This is a genomic window from Pseudomonas syringae group sp. J254-4 (assembly GCF_032586855.1).
Taxonomy (GTDB): Bacteria; Pseudomonadota; Gammaproteobacteria; order Pseudomonadales; family Pseudomonadaceae; genus Aquipseudomonas; species Aquipseudomonas amygdali.
In genome coordinates, this window is sequence record NZ_JAWHOO010000015.1 from 36,486 (window position 1) to 57,116 (window position 20,631).

A 20,631-nucleotide genomic window follows, 5' to 3' on the forward strand; every position below is an offset into this window, starting at 1 on the left:
GCGGAGCGTCACCCACGGCATTCCCACGCTGGAGCGTGAGGAACGATGATCTCAACTATCGTGCGTGGCGCTTTTTCGGGGGCTGACTATCGTGCGACGCTCCGCGTCGCATGCCGTTCTGGACGCTCTGCGTCCTATCCTGAGAACTGCAGCGCGGCGCAAATCTGTGACGCGGAGCGTCACCCACGGCATTCCCACGCTGGAGCGTGAGGAACGATGATCTCAACTATCGTACATGGCGCTTTTTCAGGCTTTCACTATCGTGCGACGCTCTGCGTCGCATGCCGTTCTGGACGCTCCGCGTCCTCTCCTGAGAACTGCGGCGCGGCGCAAATCTATGACGCGGAGCGTCACCCACGGCATTCCCACGCTGGAGCATGAGGAACGATAGCTATCTAACTACCAGAGCAGCAAGCCTGCTCAACCCTCGGCAGGCTGCGACGCCAGGGCAACGGCGCGGAACATGGCGCGGCGCTTGTTCAGGGTTTCTTCCCATTCCAATGCTGGCACCGAGTCGGCAACAATGCCGCCACCGGCCTGCACATGCAGTTCGCCGTTCTTGATAACCGCAGTACGAATCGCGATAGCCGTGTCCATGTTGCCATTCCAGGCCATATACCCCACGGCGCCGCCGTAGACACCGCGCTTGACCGGCTCCAGCTCATCGATGATTTCCATGGCGCGAATTTTCGGTGCGCCAGACAACGTGCCAGCCGGCAGAATCGCCCGCAGTGCATCCATTGCCGTCAGCCCGCTTTTCAGTTGACCGGTGACGTTGGAAACAATGTGCATCACGTTGGAATAACGCTCGATAACCATCTTCTCGGTCAGTTTGACCGTACCGATCTCGGACACCCGCCCAACGTCATTACGGCCCAGATCGATGAGCATCAGGTGTTCGGCGATTTCCTTGTGATCGGACAGCAGGTCTTCTTCCAGCGCAAGATCAGCCTCTTCGGTGGCACCGCGAGGGCGAGTACCGGCGATTGGACGCACCGTGATCAGGTTGTCCTCGACCCGCACCAGCACTTCCGGCGAACTGCCGACGACATGGAAATCGCCGAAGTTGAAGAAGTACATGTAAGGCGTCGGGTTGAAGCAACGCAGTGCCCGATACAGATCGATGGGCGCGGCGCTGAAATCGATGGACATGCGCTGTGACGGGACGACCTGCATCACGTCGCCCGCGAGGATGTACTGCTTGATTGTGTCGACCGCAGCCTCGTAATCGCCCTGAGTAAAGCTGGAACGAAACACCGGGTCGGCGGCCGGAGGTCGGTCCAGGTCCAGCCCGCGACGCGGAGTGATCGGCTGACGCAGTTTATGCATCAGTTCATCAAGCTGCGCAACGCCACGTGCGTAGGCATCCTGTTGCGCCGGATCGACCAGCACGATGGCGTGCATCTTGCCCGCCAGGTTGTCGAACACCACGACCGCGTCAGACACCATCAACAGGATATCCGGCACGCCCAGCGGGTCAGGGTTAGGGCAGTTGGCCAGACGCTTCTCGACATAGCGCACACAGTCGTAGCCAAAGTAGCCCACCAGCCCGCCGTTGAAGCGTGGCAGCCCGGCAATCGTCGGTACGTTGTATCGCGCTTTAAAGGTCTCGACGAAGTCCAGCGGGTCTTCGACATCCAGGCTTTCGATCTCGACGCCATCGTGGGTCACGCTGACGTGATGGCCATGAACGCGCATCACGGTGCGGCATGGCAGGCCGATGATCGAATAACGCCCCCACTTCTCGCCGCCCTGAACCGACTCCAGCAAGTAGGAGTTGGGCTGATCGGCAAGCTTGAGGTAGATCGACAGCGGCGTGTCGAAGTCGGCCAGGGTTTCGCGGGCAAGCGGGATGCGGTTGTAGCCTTCAGCGGCCAAACGCAGGAATTCTTCACGGTTCATGAGCAACCTCGTGGTTTGAGGAAAAACGGTCAGTCAGGCAAACGTGCCGGCAGGCCGGCCAGGATCAGGTCAGGCGCGCCAACGCCAGCGGGCCAGGGCCTTGATGACTTTCATCCAGAGCTTGCGAGTGACCACCACGATGGATTCTCTTGAGGAGGGACGTTTGATGTCGGGCAACAGTATCTCAGCGTCCATGTCCAGGCAACCGGGAATCAGTTTGCGCAGATCATCGATCACCATCGCAGGGTTTTCCTCGGCAATCGGCCGCCCATGGTTGTAGCCATAACTCAACGCGACACAGGCAACACCGGCCGCCTTGGCAGCCTGTACATCACTGCGTGAATCACCCACGAACAGTGCTTGCGAGGCCGGAACACCCGCCATTTTCATTACGAAAAACAGTGCGGCAGGGTCAGGCTTTTTCTGCGGCATGGTGTCGCCACCGATGATCCAGCGAAAGAAACGCCCCAGCTTCATCTCATCCAGCAGCGGCGCGACAAAGCGCTCCGGTTTGTTGGTGATGAGAGCCATTTCGACGCCCATCTTCTGCAGCCATTTCAGGGTTTCACGCACGCCGGGGTAGACCACGGTGAACTCGTGCTTCTGGGCGTAGGCACGCATGAAGATTTCCAGGCCCTGCTCAGCCAGAGCATCATCGACACCACTGTGGTCGAGTTGGTTGGCCAGTGCGCGGCGTACCAGCACCGGAGCACCATTGCCTACCCAGGCACGGACCGATTCAAGCCCGGCTATTGGCCGGCCAAGTTCAGCCAGCATGGTATCCACCGCTACTGCCAGATCAGGGACCGAGTCCACCAGGGTCCCGTCCAGATCGAACATGATCAGCCTGGGCAACTTGCCTGCAAACAGCTGCTCAAAGCCGCTCATGCGCGGGATGCTGCCAGTTCTGCGCGCATTTTCTCGATCACTTCCCGGTAGTCCGGTGCGTTGAAAATGGCTGAACCGGCAACGAAGGTATCAGCACCTGCCGCTGCGATCTCACGGATGTTGTTGACGTTTACGCCACCGTCGATTTCCAGACGGATGTCACGGCCCGACGCATCGATCAACGCCCGCGCTTCACGCAGCTTGTTGAGCGTGCCGGGAATGAACTTCTGCCCGCCGAAACCCGGGTTGACGCTCATGAGCAGAATCATGTCGACCTTATCCATCACGTACTCCAGCAGGTTCAGCGGAGTTGCCGGGTTGAACACCAGCCCCGCCTTGCAGCCGCCTTCACGGATCAGTTGCAACGAACGATCAATGTGCTGGGTCGCTTCCGGGTGAAAGGTAATATAGGTGGCACCTGCCTCGATGAAATCCCCGATGATGCGATCCACCGGGCTGACCATCAAATGCACATCGATCGGTGCAGTAACGCCATATTTGCGCAACGCGCTGCACACCATCGGACCAATGGTCAGGTTCGGGACGTAGTGATTGTCCATCACATCGAAGTGGACAAAGTCGGCGCCGCTGGACAGCACGCTGTCGACTTCCTCGCCCAGACGGGCGAAGTCAGCGGAAAGAATCGATGGGGCAATAACGAAGGGCTGCATGACGCACCTGTTTGAGCAGAATCACGGTGCGCGGATTGTACGCCAAGCTTCGCCCGGAGCGGTAAGCCTCAAGCTGCACGCCAATGGATTCGCCTTGGCTGGCAGCTTGAAACTTGCGGCGCCCGGTTATTGAGCCGTTCGGAGTTTTTCACTACGCCCGCGTAACCACTCCAGTACCAGCAGCAACAGCACGGAGAAGCCGATCAGCAAGGTCGCGGCGGCAGCGATGGTCGGGCTGAGGTTTTCGCGAATGCCGCTGAACATCTGCCGAGGCAAGGTCGCCTGCTCCGGCCCGGCGAGGAACAGCGTCACCACCACTTCGTCGAACGAGGTCGCGAAGGCGAACAGCGCACCGGAAATCACCCCTGGCGCAATCAATGGCAGGGTCACGCGACGGAATGCAGTCAGCGGCGATGCACCGAGGCTGGCGGCAGCGCGTACCAGATTGTGGTTGAAACCCTGCAAAGTGGCCGACACGGTAATGATCACGAACGGCACGCCCAGTACCGCGTGGACCAGAATCAGCGAGGTGTAGCTGTTGCCCAGGCCCAGTGGCGCGAAGAACAGGTAACTGGCGACACCGACGATAACCACTGGCACCACCATCGGCGAAATCACCAGCGCCATGACCAGCGCCTTGCCGGGAAAGTTGCCACGGGTCAGGCCGATCGCCGCCAGCGTGCCGAAGCCCATCGCCAACAACGTAGCGGCCGGGGCAACGATCATGCTGTTCTTCAGCGCGCGCATCCACTCGGCAGAGTTGAAGAAGTCCTGATACCACTGCAACGAGAACCCTTGCAGCGGATAGACCAGAAAGCTGCCTGAATTGAACGACAACGGCACGATGACCAGCACCGGTAACACGAGAAAGAGCAGCACCAGCGCACAGATGATGCGCAGGGCGTAATACCAGATGCGTTCGATCGGCGATGTGTAGGGGTTCAACATGGTGACACTCCTCAGCTCAGACGCAGGCGGCTGGCGCCGACCAGCCAGCTATAAATCAGGTACAGCACGATGGTCGCCAAGAGCAGTAACCCGCCGAGCGCGGTGGCCATGCCCCAGTTGATGCTGGTGTTGGTATAGAAGGCGACGAAGTAGCTGACCATCTGGTCGTTCGGGCTGCCCAGCAAGGCCGGGGTGATGTAGTAGCCGATCGACAGAATGAACACCAGCAGACAGCCTGCACCGATCCCGGCGTAGGTCTGCGGAAAGTACACGCGCCAAAAACTGGTGAACGGATGGCAGCCGAGCGAAATGGCGGCACGCATGTAAGTCGGGGAGATGTTTTTCATCACGCTGTAGATCGGCAGGATCATGAACGGCAGCATGATATGCACCATCGAGATGTATACGCCCACCCGATTGAAGACCAGTTCCAGCGGCTTATCGATGATGCCCATCGCCAGCAACGCGCTGTTGATCAGACCGCTCGACTGCAGTAACACAATCCAGGCAGCCACCCGCACCAGAATCGAGGTCCAGAACGGCAACAGCACCAGAATCATCAGCAGGTTGCTCTGCCGCGCAGGCAGGCTGGCCAGCAGGTAAGCCAGCGGATAAGCCAGCACCAGGCAGATCGCGGTAATCACCAGGCCCATCCAGAAGGTGCGGGCGAAGATATCCAGATAGATTGACTGATCCGGGGTTGCAGGCGCCACTTCCCCAAGGTCGTCGATACGATGGTCTACCGCCGCAAGCAGGTAATACGGGGTGATGCTGCTGGTATTGCGGCGCACCGCCTGCCAATAGGCCGGGTCACCCCAGCGCTCGTCCAGCGCTTCGAGCGCTTCTTTATAAGAGGCCGGTTCAGTCTTGAACGGCAAGGCGCGAGCGGTCTTGCTCAGCAGGCTGCGATAACCGGCCAGTTCCATGTTCAGACGCTTGGACAGATCGCCCAGCGTGGAATTCTTGCGTGTTTCGGCCAGGTCCAGGCTCATTGCCTTGTAGACCGACTCGGGCGGCAGCCCTTTTCCATCCCACTTTTGCACTTCGACCACTGTGGTCGGCAGTGCAGTCACGACTTCCGGGTTGCCGACACTCTTATAGAGCAGCGCAGCAATCGGCACCAGAAACACTAACAGCAGGAAAATCACCAGCGGAGCGATCAATGCCTGAGCCTTCCAGCGGTTGACCCGCTCGGCGCGAGCGAGACGTTGCTTCAAGTTAGGGCTGGCGCCTTCAGTCAGGGGCACGGCGATGGCCATAGCGAACTCCGGAATCTTTCAACGAGAGGGCGCTCCCTACAGCAGAGAGCGCCCGGATCTGACGTGATGCAGCCTGTTTACTTGGCAGCCCAGGCAGTGAAACGCTGCTCAAGGGATTCGCCGTTGTCGGTCCAGAACGCTACGTCCATCTGCACCTGATCCTTGATGTTCTCAGGCGTGGTCGGCATGTTCTGCAGGGTTTCCTTGTCCAGCAGCTTGACCGCCTGGGTATTGGCCGGGCCGTAGGCGATATTCTGCGAATAGGTCTTCTGCTGCTCGGGGCTCAGCATGTAGGCGATGAACTTCTTCGCGGCATCGGCGTTTTTCGAGCCCTTCGGGATGGCCCAGGCATCGAAGTCATATACGCCACCGGTCCACACGACCTTGAGGTTGCTTTCCTTCTGCACAGCAGCGATCCGGCCGTTGTAGGCCGAGCTCATCACCACGTCACCGGAAGCGAGGTACTGCGGCGGCTGTGCGCCTGCTTCCCACCACTGAATGTTTGGCTTGAGTTCATCGAGCTTCTTGAACGCGCGGTCCTGGCCGTCTTTGCTGGCCAGCACTTTATAAACGTCTTTCGGCGCAACGCCGTCAGCCATCAGGGCGAATTCCAGCGTGTACTTGGCACCTTTACGCAGACCGCGCTTGCCCGGGAATTTCTTGGTGTCCCAGAAATCGGCCCAGCCGTTTGGAGCTGTGGCGACCTTGTCGGCGTTGTATGCCAGCACGGTGGACCAGACGAAGAAACCGGCACCGCAGGTGGTGATGGCGCCAGGCACGAAGTCAGCGGCATTGCCCAGCTGTTTCGGGTCCAGCTCTTCGAACATGTCCTCATCGCAACCACGGGCCAGTTCCGGCGATTCGACTTCTACCAGGTCCCAGGAAACGCTCTTGGTGTCGACCATGGTTTTGACCTTGGCCATCTCACCGTTGTATTCACCGGCGATGATCTTGCCGTTACCGGCCTTTTCCCACGGCGCGTAGAACGCCTTTTCCTGAGCGGCCTTGTTGGCACCGCCAAAGGAGATGACGGTCAGGTCGGTGGCTGCCATGGCCTGCGCGGCGCACATGAGGCCCAACGTGATGGCGGTGAACTTCAAAGACTTCAACATAGGTTCTTTTCTCCACGAGCAGTGTTGGTAAGCGATTGGGATGGGCGATCAGGTCGCCTCTGTTATTGCTTTTATCGGTAGATCAATGCACTTGCTGCAAGGGGTCGAGCGCGCGAACGTGCTCGACTTGCCAGCCGATGGGCACCACGTCGCCCACACTCAGGCCAGGGTCCAGTTCGGCAATCGGCTGTTTGACGAAGAAGTCGCTCTTGCCTGCTACCTCCAGACGCACGCGAACGTGGTCACCCAGGTAGATGAACTCAGCCACACGGCCGGAAAAACGGTTTGCACAATTCTCGCTGCGACCATTGAGGTTGATGCGCTCAGGACGGATCGACAGGGTCACCGGGCCGCCAGGCTGGCCGACGTTGATCGCCAGCGCATGCACTTTCTCGCCACGCTCCAGCTCGACCACACAGCGGTCGCCGTCCTGGCTGACCAGACGTCCATTGAGGCGGTTGTTCTCGCCGATGAAGTTGGCCACAAAGGTGTTCTTCGGCTCTTCGTACAGGCTGCGGGGCGGTGCGATCTGCTGGATCTCGCCCTGATGGAAGACGGCGACCCGGTCGGACATGGTCAGGGCTTCACCCTGATCGTGGGTCACGTAGACCACGGTCACACCCAGACGCTGATGCAGATGTTTGATCTCCATCTGCATGTGTTCGCGCAGCTGCTTGTCGAGGGCGCCGAGCGGCTCATCCATCAGCACCAGCTGCGGTTCGAACACCAGCGCGCGTGCCAGCGCCACACGCTGCTGCTGACCACCGGACAACTGCGCCGGGTAGCGATGCGCAAAGGTGTCCAGCTGGACCATGCCCAGCGCCTTTTTAACTTTCTCGCCAACATCGGTCTTGCTCATGCCACGCACCGACAGCGGGAACGCCAGGTTCTCGGCCACGGTCATGTGTGGAAACAACGCGTAATTCTGAAACACCATGCCGATGTCGCGCTTGTGCGGCGGCACGTTGTTGATGGCGCGGCCACCGAGGAGGATTTCACCAGCCGTCGGGGTCTCGAAACCGGCCAGCATCATCAGGCTGGTGGTCTTGCCCGAGCCGGACGGACCGAGCAGGGTCAGGAACTCGCCCTTGCGAATGTCCAGGTTGAGGTCTTTGACGATCAGTGCTTCGCCGTCGTAGCTCTTCTGCACACCACGAAAGCTGACCAGAACATCATTTGCTCCAGCGCTTGTATCGACGTCGCTCATTACCCACACCTTTGTTTTGTCTGCGTGGGCTCAAGCCTAGAGCAGCCTGAATGCCCCGCAAATCGGCAGCCGGGAGAGAATCGCCTAGGCCGGCTGGAAGGCGGGGGGTAGGGATTGCCCTACAGCGATGGCGCGATTGAGTATGTGAGTGAGCCTGATCGTTCCGCACGCTCCAGCGTGGGAATGCAGTGCGTGACGCTCTGCGTCACAAAAGAGGACGCGGAGCGTCCAGAACGGCATGCCGACGCGGAGCGTCGCACGATAGTTGTGAGTAGAGCACCGACCCGACACTCAACTGGAGTGTCGTTTTCAGACTCAGAATAGCTTGTGCTCCATCGCGTATTTGACGAGATCGGCCAGTGAGTTGAGTTTCATTTTCTGCATCAGCCGCGCCTTGTGGGTGCTGATGGTTTTGCTGCTCAGGGCCAGTTGCTGAGCGATGTCGTTGACGTTGGCACCCTGCGCCAGGCGCTCGAACACCGAGAACTCGCGCTCCGACAACAATGAGTGCAAAGGTCGGCTATCGGTCAGGCCCACTTCAAAAACCATGCGGTCGGCGAGGTCAGGGTCGATATAGCGCCCGCCTGCCGCGACCCGACGAATTGCCGTCAGCAGCAGCGCCGGGTCGCTGTCCTTGGTGGCATAACCTGCGGCGCCGACTTTCAGCGCACGTGCCGCCATCTGCGCTTCATTGTGCATCGACAGCACCAGAATGGCGGGCGGACTGGCCAGTGCGCGAATCCTCGGAATCGCCTCAAGACCATTGACGCCGGGCATGGAGATATCCAGCAAAACCACTTCGCAAGTCACATGACGCAAGGTTTCGAGCAACTGCTCGCCGTTGCTGGCCTCACCGACCACTTGCAGGTCTCTGGCCAGACCAATCAGTTGCTTGATCCCTTCACGCACGATGGTGTGGTCTTCGGCTACCAAAACACGAATCACTGGCTTCGCTCCTGTGCGACGGGGTCCAACGGGATGTAGGCGCGCAAGGTTGTGCCCTCACCGGCCTCGCTGTCCAGCTCCAGTCTGCCGCCGAGCATCAGCACCCGCTCGCGCATCCCGACCAGACCGAATGAAACCACCCTGCCCGACTCGACGACAAACCCCTGCCCGTCATCGGCGATGGTCATGCACATCACGCCATCCTGCAACGTCAGGCTGATTTCCACCGTGTGCGCCTGGGCGTGGCGCATGACGTTGGTCAGCGCTTCCTGAAGAATCCGGAACATGCCTGTGGCTCTGGCATCGCTAAGCACTGGCAGGTTGTCCGGCACCTGCACCAGACAAGGGATTTGCGTGCGCGCCTCGAAACGGCGTGCCTGCCACTCGATGGCCGACGCAATGCCGGCGTCGAGAATCGGTGGCCGCAATGCCGTGGCAACATCACGCACCAGTTGAAACAGTTGAGCGATAAGACGCTTCATGCTGTCCAGTCGCTCACCAAGGCCAGGGTCCAGGTCAGCATAGGCCAGCTCGCACATCGACGTTTCCAGCTTCAGCACCGTCAGCATCTGCCCCAGCTCGTCATGCACCTCGCGGGCAATACGCGCCTTCTCTTCTTCACGCACGCTTTCCAGGTGCGCTGACAATTCACGTAGCTGATCATGCGCGCGGCGTCGTTCACTGGCATCACTGAGAAACACCACCAGGTATTCCGCCTCACGAAAGCGCAGGAAGCTCAACGAAACATCGGTAGGCAGAAGGCTGCCATCAGCACGCAGACAATGGGTCTCGAACACCTGAGGGCTGTCTTCAAGAGAGCGCGCGTTCTTCCACAGGTTGAGCCAGCGGTCCATATGCAGACCGGGCTCGAAATCAATCAGCGGGCGCTCGACCACCTGTCCCGGCGCGTAGCCGAGCATGGATTCCGCCGCCCGGTTGGCGTAACGCACACGACTGTCCCAGTTAACCCAGAGGATGCCGACGGTGCTCTGGTCGATGGAGAATTGCGCCAGACGCAGCGCCTCCTCACCTTCAACGCGACGGGCAAGCTCTTCACGCGCGCGCAGCAACTCCTGCTCCTGCGCCTGCTGCTGGCGACGCTGCCAGACCACGATCGCAAAACAGGCCAGCAGCATCACCAGCAGCAGAATGCACAGGTTTTTCCAGAGCTTGGTCGACTCGATGAAATGCGATGGGGTGAGCGGCATCCAGCGCGCGTGCAGTTGCTCAAGCTCTTTGGCAGGAATCGCGCGCAACGCTTCGCTGACGATGGCGGCCAGCTCAGGCATGTCACGGCGCGAAGCCACGCGCAACAATTGCGGCAGCCCGATATCCCCCACTACCGCCAGCCCGGCAAATTCCGGCTCGCGGAGCAGGCGGCTGAGCTGCGCTTCGTCCACCACGGCATAGCGTGCCTGCTGACTGAGCAGCAATTGCAGCGCCTGACGCTCCAGCGGCACGCCTTGCAGGTTCAGGTGCGGGAAGTTGCTGCGCAGGTAATCGGCGGCAGGGCCTGGCATGCGCACAGCAACCCGCGAAAGGCTGTCGAGTTTCTCGAGGTCCACGGTAGTGCTGCCATCGCGTTCGCCGATCAACAGTTGCGAAACACGCAGGTACGGATCGGAAAACAACCACAGACGCAGGCCTGCCGGGGTCTGCATCAAGCCAGGCGCAACATCGATTTCACCATTGGCCAGGGCCTTCTCAAGCGCCGCCTGATCAGGAAAGTTTCGCCACAGCAACTCGACCGGCAGCGTCGAAGCCAGCGCATTCATCAGATCGACATTGGCTCCGGACAACTGCTGCAAGCGTTGATCGAACTGGGCGTAAGGCGCACGCAACACCAGACCCACCCGCAGCGGACCGTGCTGGTCGAGCCAGCTACGCTGTGCTGAACTCAACTGCGCAGACGCAGGCATTTGTGGCTCGTCAGCCTGCGTAATGGCCATCTGAACCATCAAGAGCAAAGCCAGGCAGCCGATAAAACCGGTGCGCAGAAGACCAATCATCAATGTGTCGCTCTCGTGTGTTCGTATGACGGCCATATGCCGCGCAGGCTCAGGCCTGACAAAAGCCGATCAACCCATTAGGCTGCCGGGATAGTTTCTGGCTTGGAATATCCGATGTCCTACACCTTTCGCGCAACGTTTCCTGCATTGTTTCTGTCATTGGTCCTGCCTTGCGCACTGCCTGTACTCGCAGCCGACCCGGCCCCGGCGAAAGACGCTGCTGCCGAAGCGCCGGTAGAACGGGCACCGCTGCTCAGCCGCTCACAGGAAGACGCGATAGCGCTGGAGCGTCAATTGCCTCGCGAGGATCAGCAGCAGCTTCAGGCGGGTGACGAAAGCTTTCTCGCCCTCTGGAAGCCCGCAAACAGTGACGCCCCCCAAGGCGCGGTGATTATTGTGCCTGGCGACGCCGAGTCACCGGACTGGCCGGATGCCGTCGGCCCGTTGCGAAGGAAGTTTCCGGATGTCGGCTGGTCAAGCCTGAGCATCACCCTGCCGGATGCGATGGACAACAGCCTGGTGCCACGCGAGCCCGACGCCGCCCCGACCGACGCGAACGCTGCCAAACCCAAGGAATCCCCCAAGGACGCCAGTCCGAAAGCGCAAGACCCGGCAGCTGAAGCCGAGGCCCTAGCTGCCGCAGCAACCGCAAAGGCAGCTGCCGACGAGGAACTCAACAAGGCTCAGGCGGAGCGCATCTTCGCGCGGATCGAAAGCGCGATCAGCTTTGCGCAGCAGAACAAGGCCCGCAGCATCGTATTGATCGGCCATAGCAGCGGCGCCTACTGGGCAGCCAGATTCCTCAATGAACGCACATCGCCTGCCGTGCAGAAGCTGGTGATGCTTGCTGCGCGCGAGCCGGTAAATGCTGCGCCTTCGCTGCTGGACATGGTGCCTCAGCTCAAAATAAAGACCGCCGACTTCATCTACAAAAACTCGCCGGACCAGGCCGCCAAAGCACGCCTGCAGGCCAGCAAACGCGCCAAAGGCCCCGGTTTTACGCAGATTGGCCTGATCAATATCGTAGGCAATGAAGATACCGAGCAAGAACAACTGTTCCGCAGGGTTCGTGGCTGGATAGACGCCAAGGAAGAAAAATAAGCTTCACGCCAAGCACCCGACGCACGAGCAGGCTCAGTTGAACCCGCGTCGGGCCTTCACCACCCGATAGGCGTTATGCAACTGGCTGGTCTTGTCGGTCGCCAACCGCACTTGCTGAGGGTTGGCACCCGAACCGGCAACCTTGTCAGGGTGATGCCGACTGAGCAGCCGGCGGTAGGCGCGCTTGATGCTCGACGGGTCGGTGTCCGGTTTTATTCCCAGAAGCGTCATCGCACTTTTGTAGTCATCCCCGCTGCTGACCGGCGAACGCTTCATCGGGTCGTGATCGGCAGCCAGCGCCTCGACTTGTGGCCCTGTCCAGCCAAGCCACATGCCCCATACCCCGATCAGCTCACGCTCGACCCGGGAAGCCTTGCCATCCGCCCAGGCCATGCGCCAGCAGGCACGCAACAGCTCCTCGGCGGTGTCCGGCTGCCCGTGCAGGCCGCGCAAATAACTGCGCAGCCCGTCGGCACCATCACGACCACGCTTGAAGGCGTTGATGGCGCGCAACTGATCCGCCTCGTTCAGGTTCAGACGGCGCATTTCGGTACGGGCCTGATGAATATGGCTGGCCAGGACACGTCCGTCACTCTTGGCCAGACGGCCCAGCAATACAAACAGCAGGCCATCCGCAGGTATCGCCGCCCGCCCGCCCAGACGCTCACGCAGGTGCGCCCAGCTCTGCAGCTTCAGGCGACGATCCAGCGCCTGCCCCAATAGAGCACCCAGCATCGCGCCCGGGATGCTGGCAATTGCATAGCCGACACCCGCGCCGATCAATGTGCCAGGCCAAAGCATTCAGCGGGTCTCCGCAAGCAACTGCTCGACTTCTGCCAGGCGCTCGTGAGTGCCGACATCGACCCAACGCCCTCTGTGGTGCTCACCCGTTACCAGGCCTTGATGCATGGCCTCACGCAACAACGGCGCGAGTTTGAACGCACCGGGCTCACAGTCGGCAAACAACTGTGGATGCAGGATGGCGATACCGCTGTAGGTGAGCCGCTGACCTGCCGAATCGTCATCGCGCACCTGCCCGTCAACCAGCGAGAAATCGCCAGTGGGGTGATGTGCCGGGTTATCGACCAGCACCAGATGCGCGAGACCGGTAAGCGGCACGCGCAACGCGCTGAAGTCATAGTCCGTCCAGATATCCCCATTGATCACCACAAAGGGCTCAACGCCCAGCAATGGCAATGCCCGATGAATCCCGCCGCCTGTTTCCAGCGGCTGGCCCTCGGGGGAATAACGGATACTCAGGTCGAAACGCTGACCGTCGCCCAGATAATCCTCGATCTGCTGCCCCAGCCAGGCATGGTTGATGACCAACTGGTGAAACCCGGCTGCGCGCAAGGCGTTCAGGTGGTACTCGATCAACGGCATCCCCCCGGCACGTACCAACGGTTTAGGCGTGTGCAGGGTCAACGGGCGCATTCGCTCGCCTTTACCGGCGGCGAGAATCATCGCTTTCATGCAGTCCTCTTCAACACAATCAGGTTTCTTTCAAAATGGCCGTTTTTCAGGCCGTCTCTGCCGTATCAGACAGCGGTCTCTACCGGTTGCTGCAGACTGGTGAGCAACTGCCCGAGCTGAGCAAGCTCGGGGCGGCGCGACAGAACTGCCTCTATATAAGCGAAAAAGCGCGGAACGTCTTGCAGATAGCGCGGTTTTCCATCGCGGTGGCAGATGCGGGCAAAAATACCGATCACCTTCAGATGGCGCTGAACACCCATCAGATCACTGGCGCGCTCGAAGGCGGCAAAATCCTCCTGCACCGGGATACCAACGGCGCGTGCCTGATCCCAGTAGGTCCTGAGCCAGTCGCTGACGCGTTCTTGTGGCCAGCTCAGGAACGCGTCCTTGAACAGGCAGGTCACGTCATAGGTGACCGGGCCGTAGACAGCGTCCTGAAAATCCAGCACGCCTGGGTTGGGCTCGCTGATCATCAGGTTTCGCGGCATGTAGTCGCGATGCACCAGCACTTTGGGCTGCGCCAGAGCGCTGTTGATCAACAACTCGCTGGCCTGCTGCCAATCGCTCAGTTGCGCCTCGTCCATCTCGATACCCAGGTGGCGCTTGACGTACCACTCGGGGAAAAGCTCCAGCTCACGACGCAGCAACGCGACGTCATAGCTGGGCAGCGGCGCGTCCATCGGCAATTGCTGATAGGCCAGCAACGCCTGGATTGCATCGGCGAACAAGGCATCGGCATTGTCAGCGTCAATCACATCCAGATAGGTCTGACGACCAAGATCATTGAGCAGCAAAAAGCCTTGCGTCAGGTCTTCGGCATAAATTTCCGGAACATTAATGCCCGACTTTTTCAGTAAATGAGCGATATCCACAAACGGTTTGCAGTTTTCCTGCGGTGGTGGCGCATCCATCACAATAAAAGTTCGGCCAGCGCCCTCCCAGCGAAAATAACGACGAAAACTTGCGTCACTACTGGCCGCAGTCAATGTGGCCGGGGGTACAGCGCCCCAATTTTGCGCCGCAAACAGCGCTGGCAACTGCTCATCGAGCCAAACTTTCAGGGATTGCAGGCGTATATCTTGATCTGACATTACAAGGGTCTCCGACGGCGCTAGCCGTCAAGCGGGTCATGCTTTATTATCCGGAATCTTTTTCAGCCCATCGAGAGGCGTGCGGCCCCCCCGCGGGCAGATGGCGCGCAGGAAGCCCGGACTAATAAGATGGCATTGAAATCCCCCGCGTTTCGTAAAAAATTTCCGTTGCTCGTAACCGGCAGTCTGCTGGCGATGCAACCTCTGGCCACTCAGTTCGTGGTCGCCGCGGAACAGTATGACTGCTCAGTCTCTGCTTCGGGTGCCTGGAACTGTGCGCCGAAATCCAATGCTGCTGCAGTGGACCTGCCTCCGCGCCCCGTGCATGACACGACGTCGGTCAGTTCCAACGGCACAGTCACCTCGCAAGGCACCTCTTCGGGTGAGCAGGTTGCAGGTACGCAACTGGTTACCGAAGCCAAGGGCAAAGGTCTGAGGTCGCGTAGTGCTGACTACAGCCACCTCGATTGGGTTCCTCGCGAAAAGCTGACCGCAGCACAACTGGCCGAGACCGGTCCGTATTGCTCGGGTGCCTACGTCGAGCCGATCCGCCCAGGCATGGACGACAAGACGCCGATGAAAGACGCGCCTATGTTCGTCGGAGCCAAGGCTTCGCGTTACGAACAGGAAGCGCAGGTCGCGACGCTGGCAGGTGATGTGGTGTTGCGCCAGGGCAGCATGCAGGTACAGGCCCAGGAGGCCGCACTGCATCAGGCCGAGAACCGTGGCGAGCTGAACGGCGATGTCCGTCTGCGCGACAACGGCGCGCTGATCGTCGGTGACAAGGCCGAGTTGCAACTCGATACCGGCGAAGCCCGTGTCGACAATGCCGAGTACGTCCTGCACAAGTCGAACATCCGCGGTAACGCCCTGTACGCCAAGCGTGCAGAGAACGCGATCATCCGTCTCAAGGACGGTACCTACACCTCGTGTGAGCCGAACAGCAACGCCTGGACGCTCAAAGGCAACAACATCACGCTGAACCCGGCCACCGGCTTTGGTACAGCGACCAACGTTACCCTGCGGGTCAAGGACATACCGGTTCTGTATACGCCGTATATCTACTTCCCGATCGACGACCGTCGTCAGTCCGGTTTCCTGCCGCCGTCCATTGCGGCAGGCGGCGATAACGGTTTCACGCTCGTTACTCCGTACTACTTCAACCTGGCACCGAACTACGACGCCACGTTGTACCCGCGTTACATGGCTGACCGCGGCCTGCTGATGGAAGGCGAGTTCCGCTACCTGACCAAAGGCAGCGAAGGCCAGTTTGGCGGCGCGTACCTGAACGACGAGAATGACGACCGCAAGCTTCAGTCGGACTACGACAAGACTCGCTGGATGATCAACTGGCAGCACAAGGGCGGACTTGATACGCGCTGGCTGACCCAGGTTGATTACACCGACATCAGCGACCCGTATTACTTCCAGGATCTGGAAACCGATCAGATCGGCGTTAAACGGACGGACTTCCTCAACCAGCAGGGATCCCTGACCTACCGTGGCGACAGTTACGTGGCAACGCTCAACGCCCAGGCTTACAAGCTGGCGACGGTCGCGAACATCACACCTTATAACCGCCTGCCACAGCTGACGCTTAACGGCACCTTGCCGTACAACCCGGGTGGTCTGAAGTTCGATTATCAGACAGAAGCTGTCCGTTTTGAACGTGATCTGCGCAGCGGCGCGTTCATTGATGAAGATGGCAACTCCGAGACACGCCTGGACAACAACATCTCCGGCCTTGCCCGGGCAAACGGGGACCGCCTGAATCTGGCGCCGTCCGTCAGCCTGCCAATGAACTGGACCTATGGTTTCCTGACACCGAAGCTTAAGTACGTCTACACCCAGTACGCGCTGGACCTGGACAGTAAGGGCAAAAGCTCGCTTCTGGCTGGCGAGGAATACAGCAGTAGTCAAAGCCGCAGCGTGCCGATCTTCAGCGTCGACAGCGGCCTGTACTTCGACCGCAACACCAACTGGTTCGGCAAGGATTACCGTCAAACCCTGGAACCGCGCCTGTTCTATCTCTATGTACCCGAGAAAGACCAGACCGACATCCCGGTATTCGACACCAGCGAAAGCACATTCAATTATGCCTCGCTATTCCGTGACAACCGCTTCACTGGTTCCGACCGCATCGGCGACGAGAACAAGCTGTCGCTGGGTATCACCAACCGCTGGATTGAAAGCAACGGCTTTGAACGCCAACGCTTCAGCATCGGTCAGGCGCTGTATTTCGAAGACCGCAAGGTGCAGTTGCCTGGCGTGGTGTTCGCTGACCGTGATGATGCGCGTTCCAACGTTTCGCCTTATGCACTGGAATACGAATACCGCTTCAACCGCGACTGGCGCTTCAACTCCGATTTCAACTGGGATCCGGACAGCAAGAGCACCCGTTCGGGCAGCGCAATGTTCCATTACCAGCCTGAAGACAACCCGAACAAGATCGTCAACCTCGGCTATCGCTATCGCAACGACCAGATTCGTTACGACGAAAGCACTGGCCGCTGGATCGTGGGCGGTGGCGACTACGGACGTCCGGGCGATGCCAACTACGTGAAGGACTACTACAAGATCCAGCAGCACGATTTCTCGGTCATCTGGCCAATCGTGCCGCAGTGGAGCCTGATCAGCCGCTGGCAGTATGACTACAACCGTGCGCGCACCATCGAAGCTTTCGGCGGGTTCGAGTACGACAACTGCTGCTGGAAAATGCGTCTGGTCAACCGCTACTGGGTCGATTACGACGAGTTCAGCCAGGCAGCGCCTCAGAACGAGAAAGGCGACCGCGGCATATTCCTACAAATCGTGTTGAAGGGGCTCGGCGGTGTAACTGGCGCCAAGGTAGACAGCTTCCTCGACAAAGGCATTCAAGGTTATCGTGAACGTGAAGACCAAGCTTTCTGATTGTCTGCGCCCGCTGATGCTGGGCGCGTTACTCCTGAGCGGTGCAGTGCATGCTGCGGTTCAACCTCTGGACAGTATCGTGGCCATCGTCGACAACGACTTGATCATGAAAAGCCAGATGGACCAGCGTGTACGTGAGGTTCAGCAAACCATTGCCAAGCGCGGCTCTGGCGTACCTCCTGCGGAAGATCTGCAACGGCAGGTTCTGGATCGTCTGATTCTGGAAAACCTGCAGCTGCAGATGGGCGAACGGTCCGGCATTCGTGTCTCCGACGACGAACTCAATCAGGCCATCGGCACCATTGCCCAGCGCAACAACATGAGCGTGGAGCAGTTCCGCGCCGCACTGGCTCATGACGGCTTGTCCTATAACGATGCACGCGAGCAGGTGCGCCGGGAAATGATCATCAGCCGTGTGCGTCAGCGCCGGGTAGCCGAACGTATCCAGGTATCCCAGCAGGAAGTGAAAAACTTCCTCGCCTCTGATCAGGGCAAGGCTCAGTTGTCTGAAGAGTTCCACCTGGCAAACATTCTGATCGCAACGCCTGACAGCGCCTCTTCGGATGCCATCCAGGCTGCTGCGGTCAAAGCCAAGGGCATTTATGACCAATTGAAGAAAGGTGCTGACTTCACCCAACTCGCAGCCACCAGTTCCTCCAGCGAAAATGCACTGGAAGGCGGTGACATGGGCTGGCGCAAGGCTGCGCAACTGCCACCGCCGTTCGGTGACATGCTCAGCGCGATGCCTGTCGGCGACGTGACGCCTCCAGCGCGCACGCCGGGCGGTTTCATTATCCTCAAGTTACTGGAAAAACGTGGCGGCCAGGGGCAGGCACAAATGCGTGATGAAGTGCATGTGCGTCATATCCTGATCAAACCGAGCGAAATCCGTAACGAAGAAGAGACCAAGCGTCTTGCCGAGAAAATCTACGACCGCATCCAGAATGGCGAAGACTTCGCCGAACTGGCGAAAAGCTTTTCGGAGGATCCGGGCTCGGCACTCAATGGCGGCGATCTGAACTGGGTTGATCCGAACTCTCTGGTTCCGGAATTCCGTCAGGTCATGAACGAAACGCCACAAGGCGAATTGTCCAAACCGTTCCAGACCCAGTATGGCTGGCATGTTCTCGAAGTACTCGGTCGTCGCTCCACGGACGCTACCGACCAAGCTCGTGAACAGCAGGCGTTGAACGTACTGCGTAACCGCAAGTACGACGAAGAGCTGCAAACCTGGCTGCGTCAGATCCGTGACGAAGCCTACGTTGAAATCAAACTCCCTGGCGCGACCCAGGCTGCGCAGTGAAACCCAAGCGTTTCGCCCTGACACCCGGCGAGCCGGCCGGCATAGGCCCTGACCTTTGCCTGCTGCTCGCCACGCAGCCTCAGCCATACCCTCTGATCGCCATCACCAGCCGTGACCTGCTCCTTGAGCGGGCCGCGCAACTGGGTGTGGCGGTCAGTCTGCTTGACGTCACCCCTGATTCGCTTCCCGACCTGCCTGCGCCTGCCGGCAGCCTGTATGTCTGGGATACGCCCCTGGCAGTTGCGGTAGAAACCGGTGTGCTGAACAAGGCCAACGCAGCGTTCGTGCTGCAAACCCTGACTCGCGCTGGCCAAGGCTGTCTCGACGGGCTGTTCAGCGGGATGATTACTGCCCCGGTGCACAAAGGCGTCATCAACGACGGCGGTATCGCTTTTTCCGGACACACCGAATTTCTTGCCGAACTGACCCACACCGAACAGGTGGTGATGATGCTGGCGACCGGCGACCTGCGCGTGGCACTGGTGACCACGCACCTGCCGTTGCGCGAAGTGGCTGATGCCATAACACCGGACCGACTGGAGCGCGTGACACGCATCCTGCATGCCGATCTGGTGAACAAGTTCGGCATTGCCCACCCGCGTATTCTGGTCTGCGGCCTCAACCCTCATGCTGGCGAAAGCGGGCATCTGGGCCGAGAGGAAATCGACATCATCGAACCGACTCTGGAGCGCCTGCGCAGCGAGGGCCTGGACTTACGCGGCCCACTGCCTGCCGACACTCTGTTTACCCCCAAATATCTGGAGCACTGCGACGCAGTGCTGGCGATGTACCACGACCAAGGCTTGCCCGTGCTGAAATACAAAGGTTTCGGCGCAGCAGTCAATGTGACGCTCGGCCTGCCGATCATCCGCACTTCTGTCGATCACGGCACGGCGCTGGATCTGGCTGGCAGCGCGAACATTGATACCGGCAGCCTGCACGTTGCACTGCAAACCGCCTACCAGATGGCCGAGACCCATTCATGACCGAGCAATACCAACACCGGGCGCGCAAGCGTTTCGGGCAGAACTTCCTGCACGACGCAGGCGTTATCGACAAAATCCTGCGCGCCATTCGTGCCAAACCTGAAGACCGGCTGCTGGAAATCGGACCGGGCCAGGGCGCACTCACCGAAGGGCTGCTCAACAGCGGCGCGCAGCTGGACGTGGTCGAGCTGGACAAGGACCTGATCCCGATCCTCACCGGCCAGTTTGGCAACAAGCCGAATTTCAACCTGCATCAGGGTGATGCACTGAAGTTCGACTTCAACAGTCTGGGCGCCGAACCGCGCAGCCTGCGTGTCGTGGGCAACCTGCCGTACAACATCTCGACGCCGTTGATTTTTCATCTGTTGCAGAACGCCAGCCTGATCCGCGACATGCACTTCATGTTGCAGAAGGAAGTGGTCGAGCGCATGGCTGCAGGTCCGGGCGGCGGTGACTGGGGTCGCCTGTCGATCATGGTCCAGTACCATTGCCGCGTGGAGCATCTGTTCAACGTAGGACCGGGGGCGTTCAATCCGCCACCGAAAGTGGACTCGGCCATTGTGCGCCTCGTCCCTTATGAAACACTGCCGCACTCTGCCAAGGATCACCGTGTGCTGGAGCGCATCGTGCGTGAAGCGTTCAACCAGCGTCGCAAGACCCTGCGCAACACGCTCAAGCTGCTGTTGACCAGCGACGAGATTACCGCTTCCGGAGTAGACGGCAGCTTGCGTCCCGAGCAGCTCGATCTGGCTGCATTCGTCCGTCTGGCAGACACTCTCAGCGAAAAAGCTGTAACAGAGTGAACCCTGAGGACAAGTAAACGGCA

The 20,631-nt window shown here is 59.7% G+C and carries 17 protein-coding genes; 5 read left to right on the plus strand and 12 right to left on the minus strand.

The annotated features are described in order from the left end of the window. Window positions 1-420 precede the first annotated feature (420 nt). The 9 genes from trpE to RYB09_RS18035 form a co-directional block, all read right to left on the minus strand. Window positions 421-1,902, minus strand: a complete 1,482-nt coding sequence (trpE, locus tag RYB09_RS17995) for an anthranilate synthase component I (RefSeq protein WP_058408556.1) — start codon at window positions 1,900-1,902, stop codon at window positions 421-423. Window positions 1,903-1,971: 69 nt separating this feature from the next. Further along, entirely contained in the window at window positions 1,972-2,790 is an 819-nt protein-coding gene (locus RYB09_RS18000) for a phosphoglycolate phosphatase (protein ID WP_122258498.1), read from the minus strand. Further along, the gene (gene rpe / locus RYB09_RS18005) at window positions 2,787-3,461 is read right to left on the minus strand and encodes a ribulose-phosphate 3-epimerase (RefSeq protein ID WP_230016960.1); all 675 of its coding nucleotides are present in this window, start codon (window positions 3,459-3,461) and stop codon (window positions 2,787-2,789) included. Before rpe ends, RYB09_RS18000 begins: the two co-directional genes overlap by 4 nt. Window positions 3,462-3,587: 126 nt before the next feature. After that, complete coding sequence (locus RYB09_RS18010; RefSeq protein WP_002551902.1) at window positions 3,588-4,409, minus strand: ABC transporter permease; 822 nt, start codon at window positions 4,407-4,409, stop codon at window positions 3,588-3,590. 11 nt (window positions 4,410-4,420) lie between these two features. Further along, a complete protein-coding gene (locus RYB09_RS18015) occupies window positions 4,421-5,668 on the minus strand; it encodes an ABC transporter permease (RefSeq protein WP_058400986.1) in 1,248 nt (415 codons plus the stop codon). Window positions 5,669-5,745: 77 nt separating this feature from the next. After that, on the minus strand, window positions 5,746-6,780 hold the full coding sequence (locus tag RYB09_RS18020; protein ID WP_002551900.1) for a polyamine ABC transporter substrate-binding protein: 1,035 nt from the start codon (window positions 6,778-6,780) through the stop codon (window positions 5,746-5,748). An 82-nt stretch (window positions 6,781-6,862) separates the two neighbouring features. Beyond that, complete coding sequence (locus RYB09_RS18025) at window positions 6,863-7,987, minus strand: ABC transporter ATP-binding protein (protein ID WP_058400987.1); 1,125 nt, start codon at window positions 7,985-7,987, stop codon at window positions 6,863-6,865. Between the two features lie 315 nt (window positions 7,988-8,302). Then, window positions 8,303-8,932 (minus strand): response regulator transcription factor, encoded by a 630-nt coding sequence (locus RYB09_RS18030; protein ID WP_122280247.1) that lies wholly within the window; start codon window positions 8,930-8,932, stop codon window positions 8,303-8,305. Further along, a complete protein-coding gene (locus RYB09_RS18035; RefSeq protein ID WP_316889595.1) occupies window positions 8,929-10,977 on the minus strand; it encodes a histidine kinase in 2,049 nt (682 codons plus the stop codon). The genes RYB09_RS18030 and RYB09_RS18035 overlap by 4 nt, the downstream gene beginning before the upstream one ends. A gap of 78 nt (window positions 10,978-11,055) precedes the next feature. Between RYB09_RS18035 and RYB09_RS18040 the strand changes: the two genes are divergently transcribed. After that, complete coding sequence (locus RYB09_RS18040) at window positions 11,056-12,042, plus strand: alpha/beta hydrolase family protein (protein WP_219170376.1); 987 nt, start codon at window positions 11,056-11,058, stop codon at window positions 12,040-12,042. A 33-nt stretch (window positions 12,043-12,075) separates the two neighbouring features. On the opposite strand, the gene RYB09_RS18045 is transcribed toward RYB09_RS18040, so the two are convergent. The 3 genes from RYB09_RS18045 to RYB09_RS18055 all read right to left on the minus strand — a co-directional run bounded on the left by RYB09_RS18045 (window position 12,076) and on the right by RYB09_RS18055 (window position 14,606). Further along, a complete protein-coding gene (locus RYB09_RS18045) occupies window positions 12,076-12,843 on the minus strand; it encodes a TerB family tellurite resistance protein (RefSeq protein WP_219170378.1) in 768 nt (255 codons plus the stop codon). Then, a complete protein-coding gene (gene murU, locus RYB09_RS18050; RefSeq protein ID WP_058400990.1) occupies window positions 12,844-13,515 on the minus strand; it encodes an N-acetylmuramate alpha-1-phosphate uridylyltransferase MurU in 672 nt (223 codons plus the stop codon). Between the two features lie 65 nt (window positions 13,516-13,580). After that, window positions 13,581-14,606, minus strand: coding sequence for an aminoglycoside phosphotransferase family protein (locus RYB09_RS18055; RefSeq protein ID WP_058400991.1), 1,026 nt, complete (start codon window positions 14,604-14,606; stop codon window positions 13,581-13,583). Window positions 14,607-14,735: 129 nt separating this feature from the next. On the opposite strand from RYB09_RS18055, the gene RYB09_RS18060 reads away from it, so the two are divergent. From RYB09_RS18060 to rsmA, 4 genes are read left to right on the plus strand one after another with little or no spacing between them, the layout of a single operon-like run. Continuing rightward, window positions 14,736-17,516, plus strand: a complete 2,781-nt coding sequence (locus RYB09_RS18060; RefSeq protein ID WP_058400992.1) for an LPS-assembly protein LptD — start codon at window positions 14,736-14,738, stop codon at window positions 17,514-17,516. Continuing rightward, the gene (locus RYB09_RS18065; RefSeq protein ID WP_316889599.1) at window positions 17,497-18,819 is read left to right on the plus strand and encodes a peptidylprolyl isomerase; all 1,323 of its coding nucleotides are present in this window, start codon (window positions 17,497-17,499) and stop codon (window positions 18,817-18,819) included. The genes RYB09_RS18060 and RYB09_RS18065 overlap by 20 nt, the downstream gene beginning before the upstream one ends. Then, a complete protein-coding gene (gene pdxA, locus RYB09_RS18070) occupies window positions 18,816-19,805 on the plus strand; it encodes a 4-hydroxythreonine-4-phosphate dehydrogenase PdxA (RefSeq protein WP_058408547.1) in 990 nt (329 codons plus the stop codon). The genes RYB09_RS18065 and pdxA overlap by 4 nt, the downstream gene beginning before the upstream one ends. Further along, window positions 19,802-20,608 carry a 16S rRNA (adenine(1518)-N(6)/adenine(1519)-N(6))-dimethyltransferase RsmA gene (gene rsmA, locus RYB09_RS18075; RefSeq protein WP_316889602.1) on the plus strand — a complete coding sequence of 269 codons (807 nt, stop codon included), beginning with the start codon at window positions 19,802-19,804 and terminating at the stop codon, window positions 20,606-20,608. The genes pdxA and rsmA overlap by 4 nt, the downstream gene beginning before the upstream one ends. The last annotated feature ends 23 nt before the right edge of the window (window positions 20,609-20,631 follow it).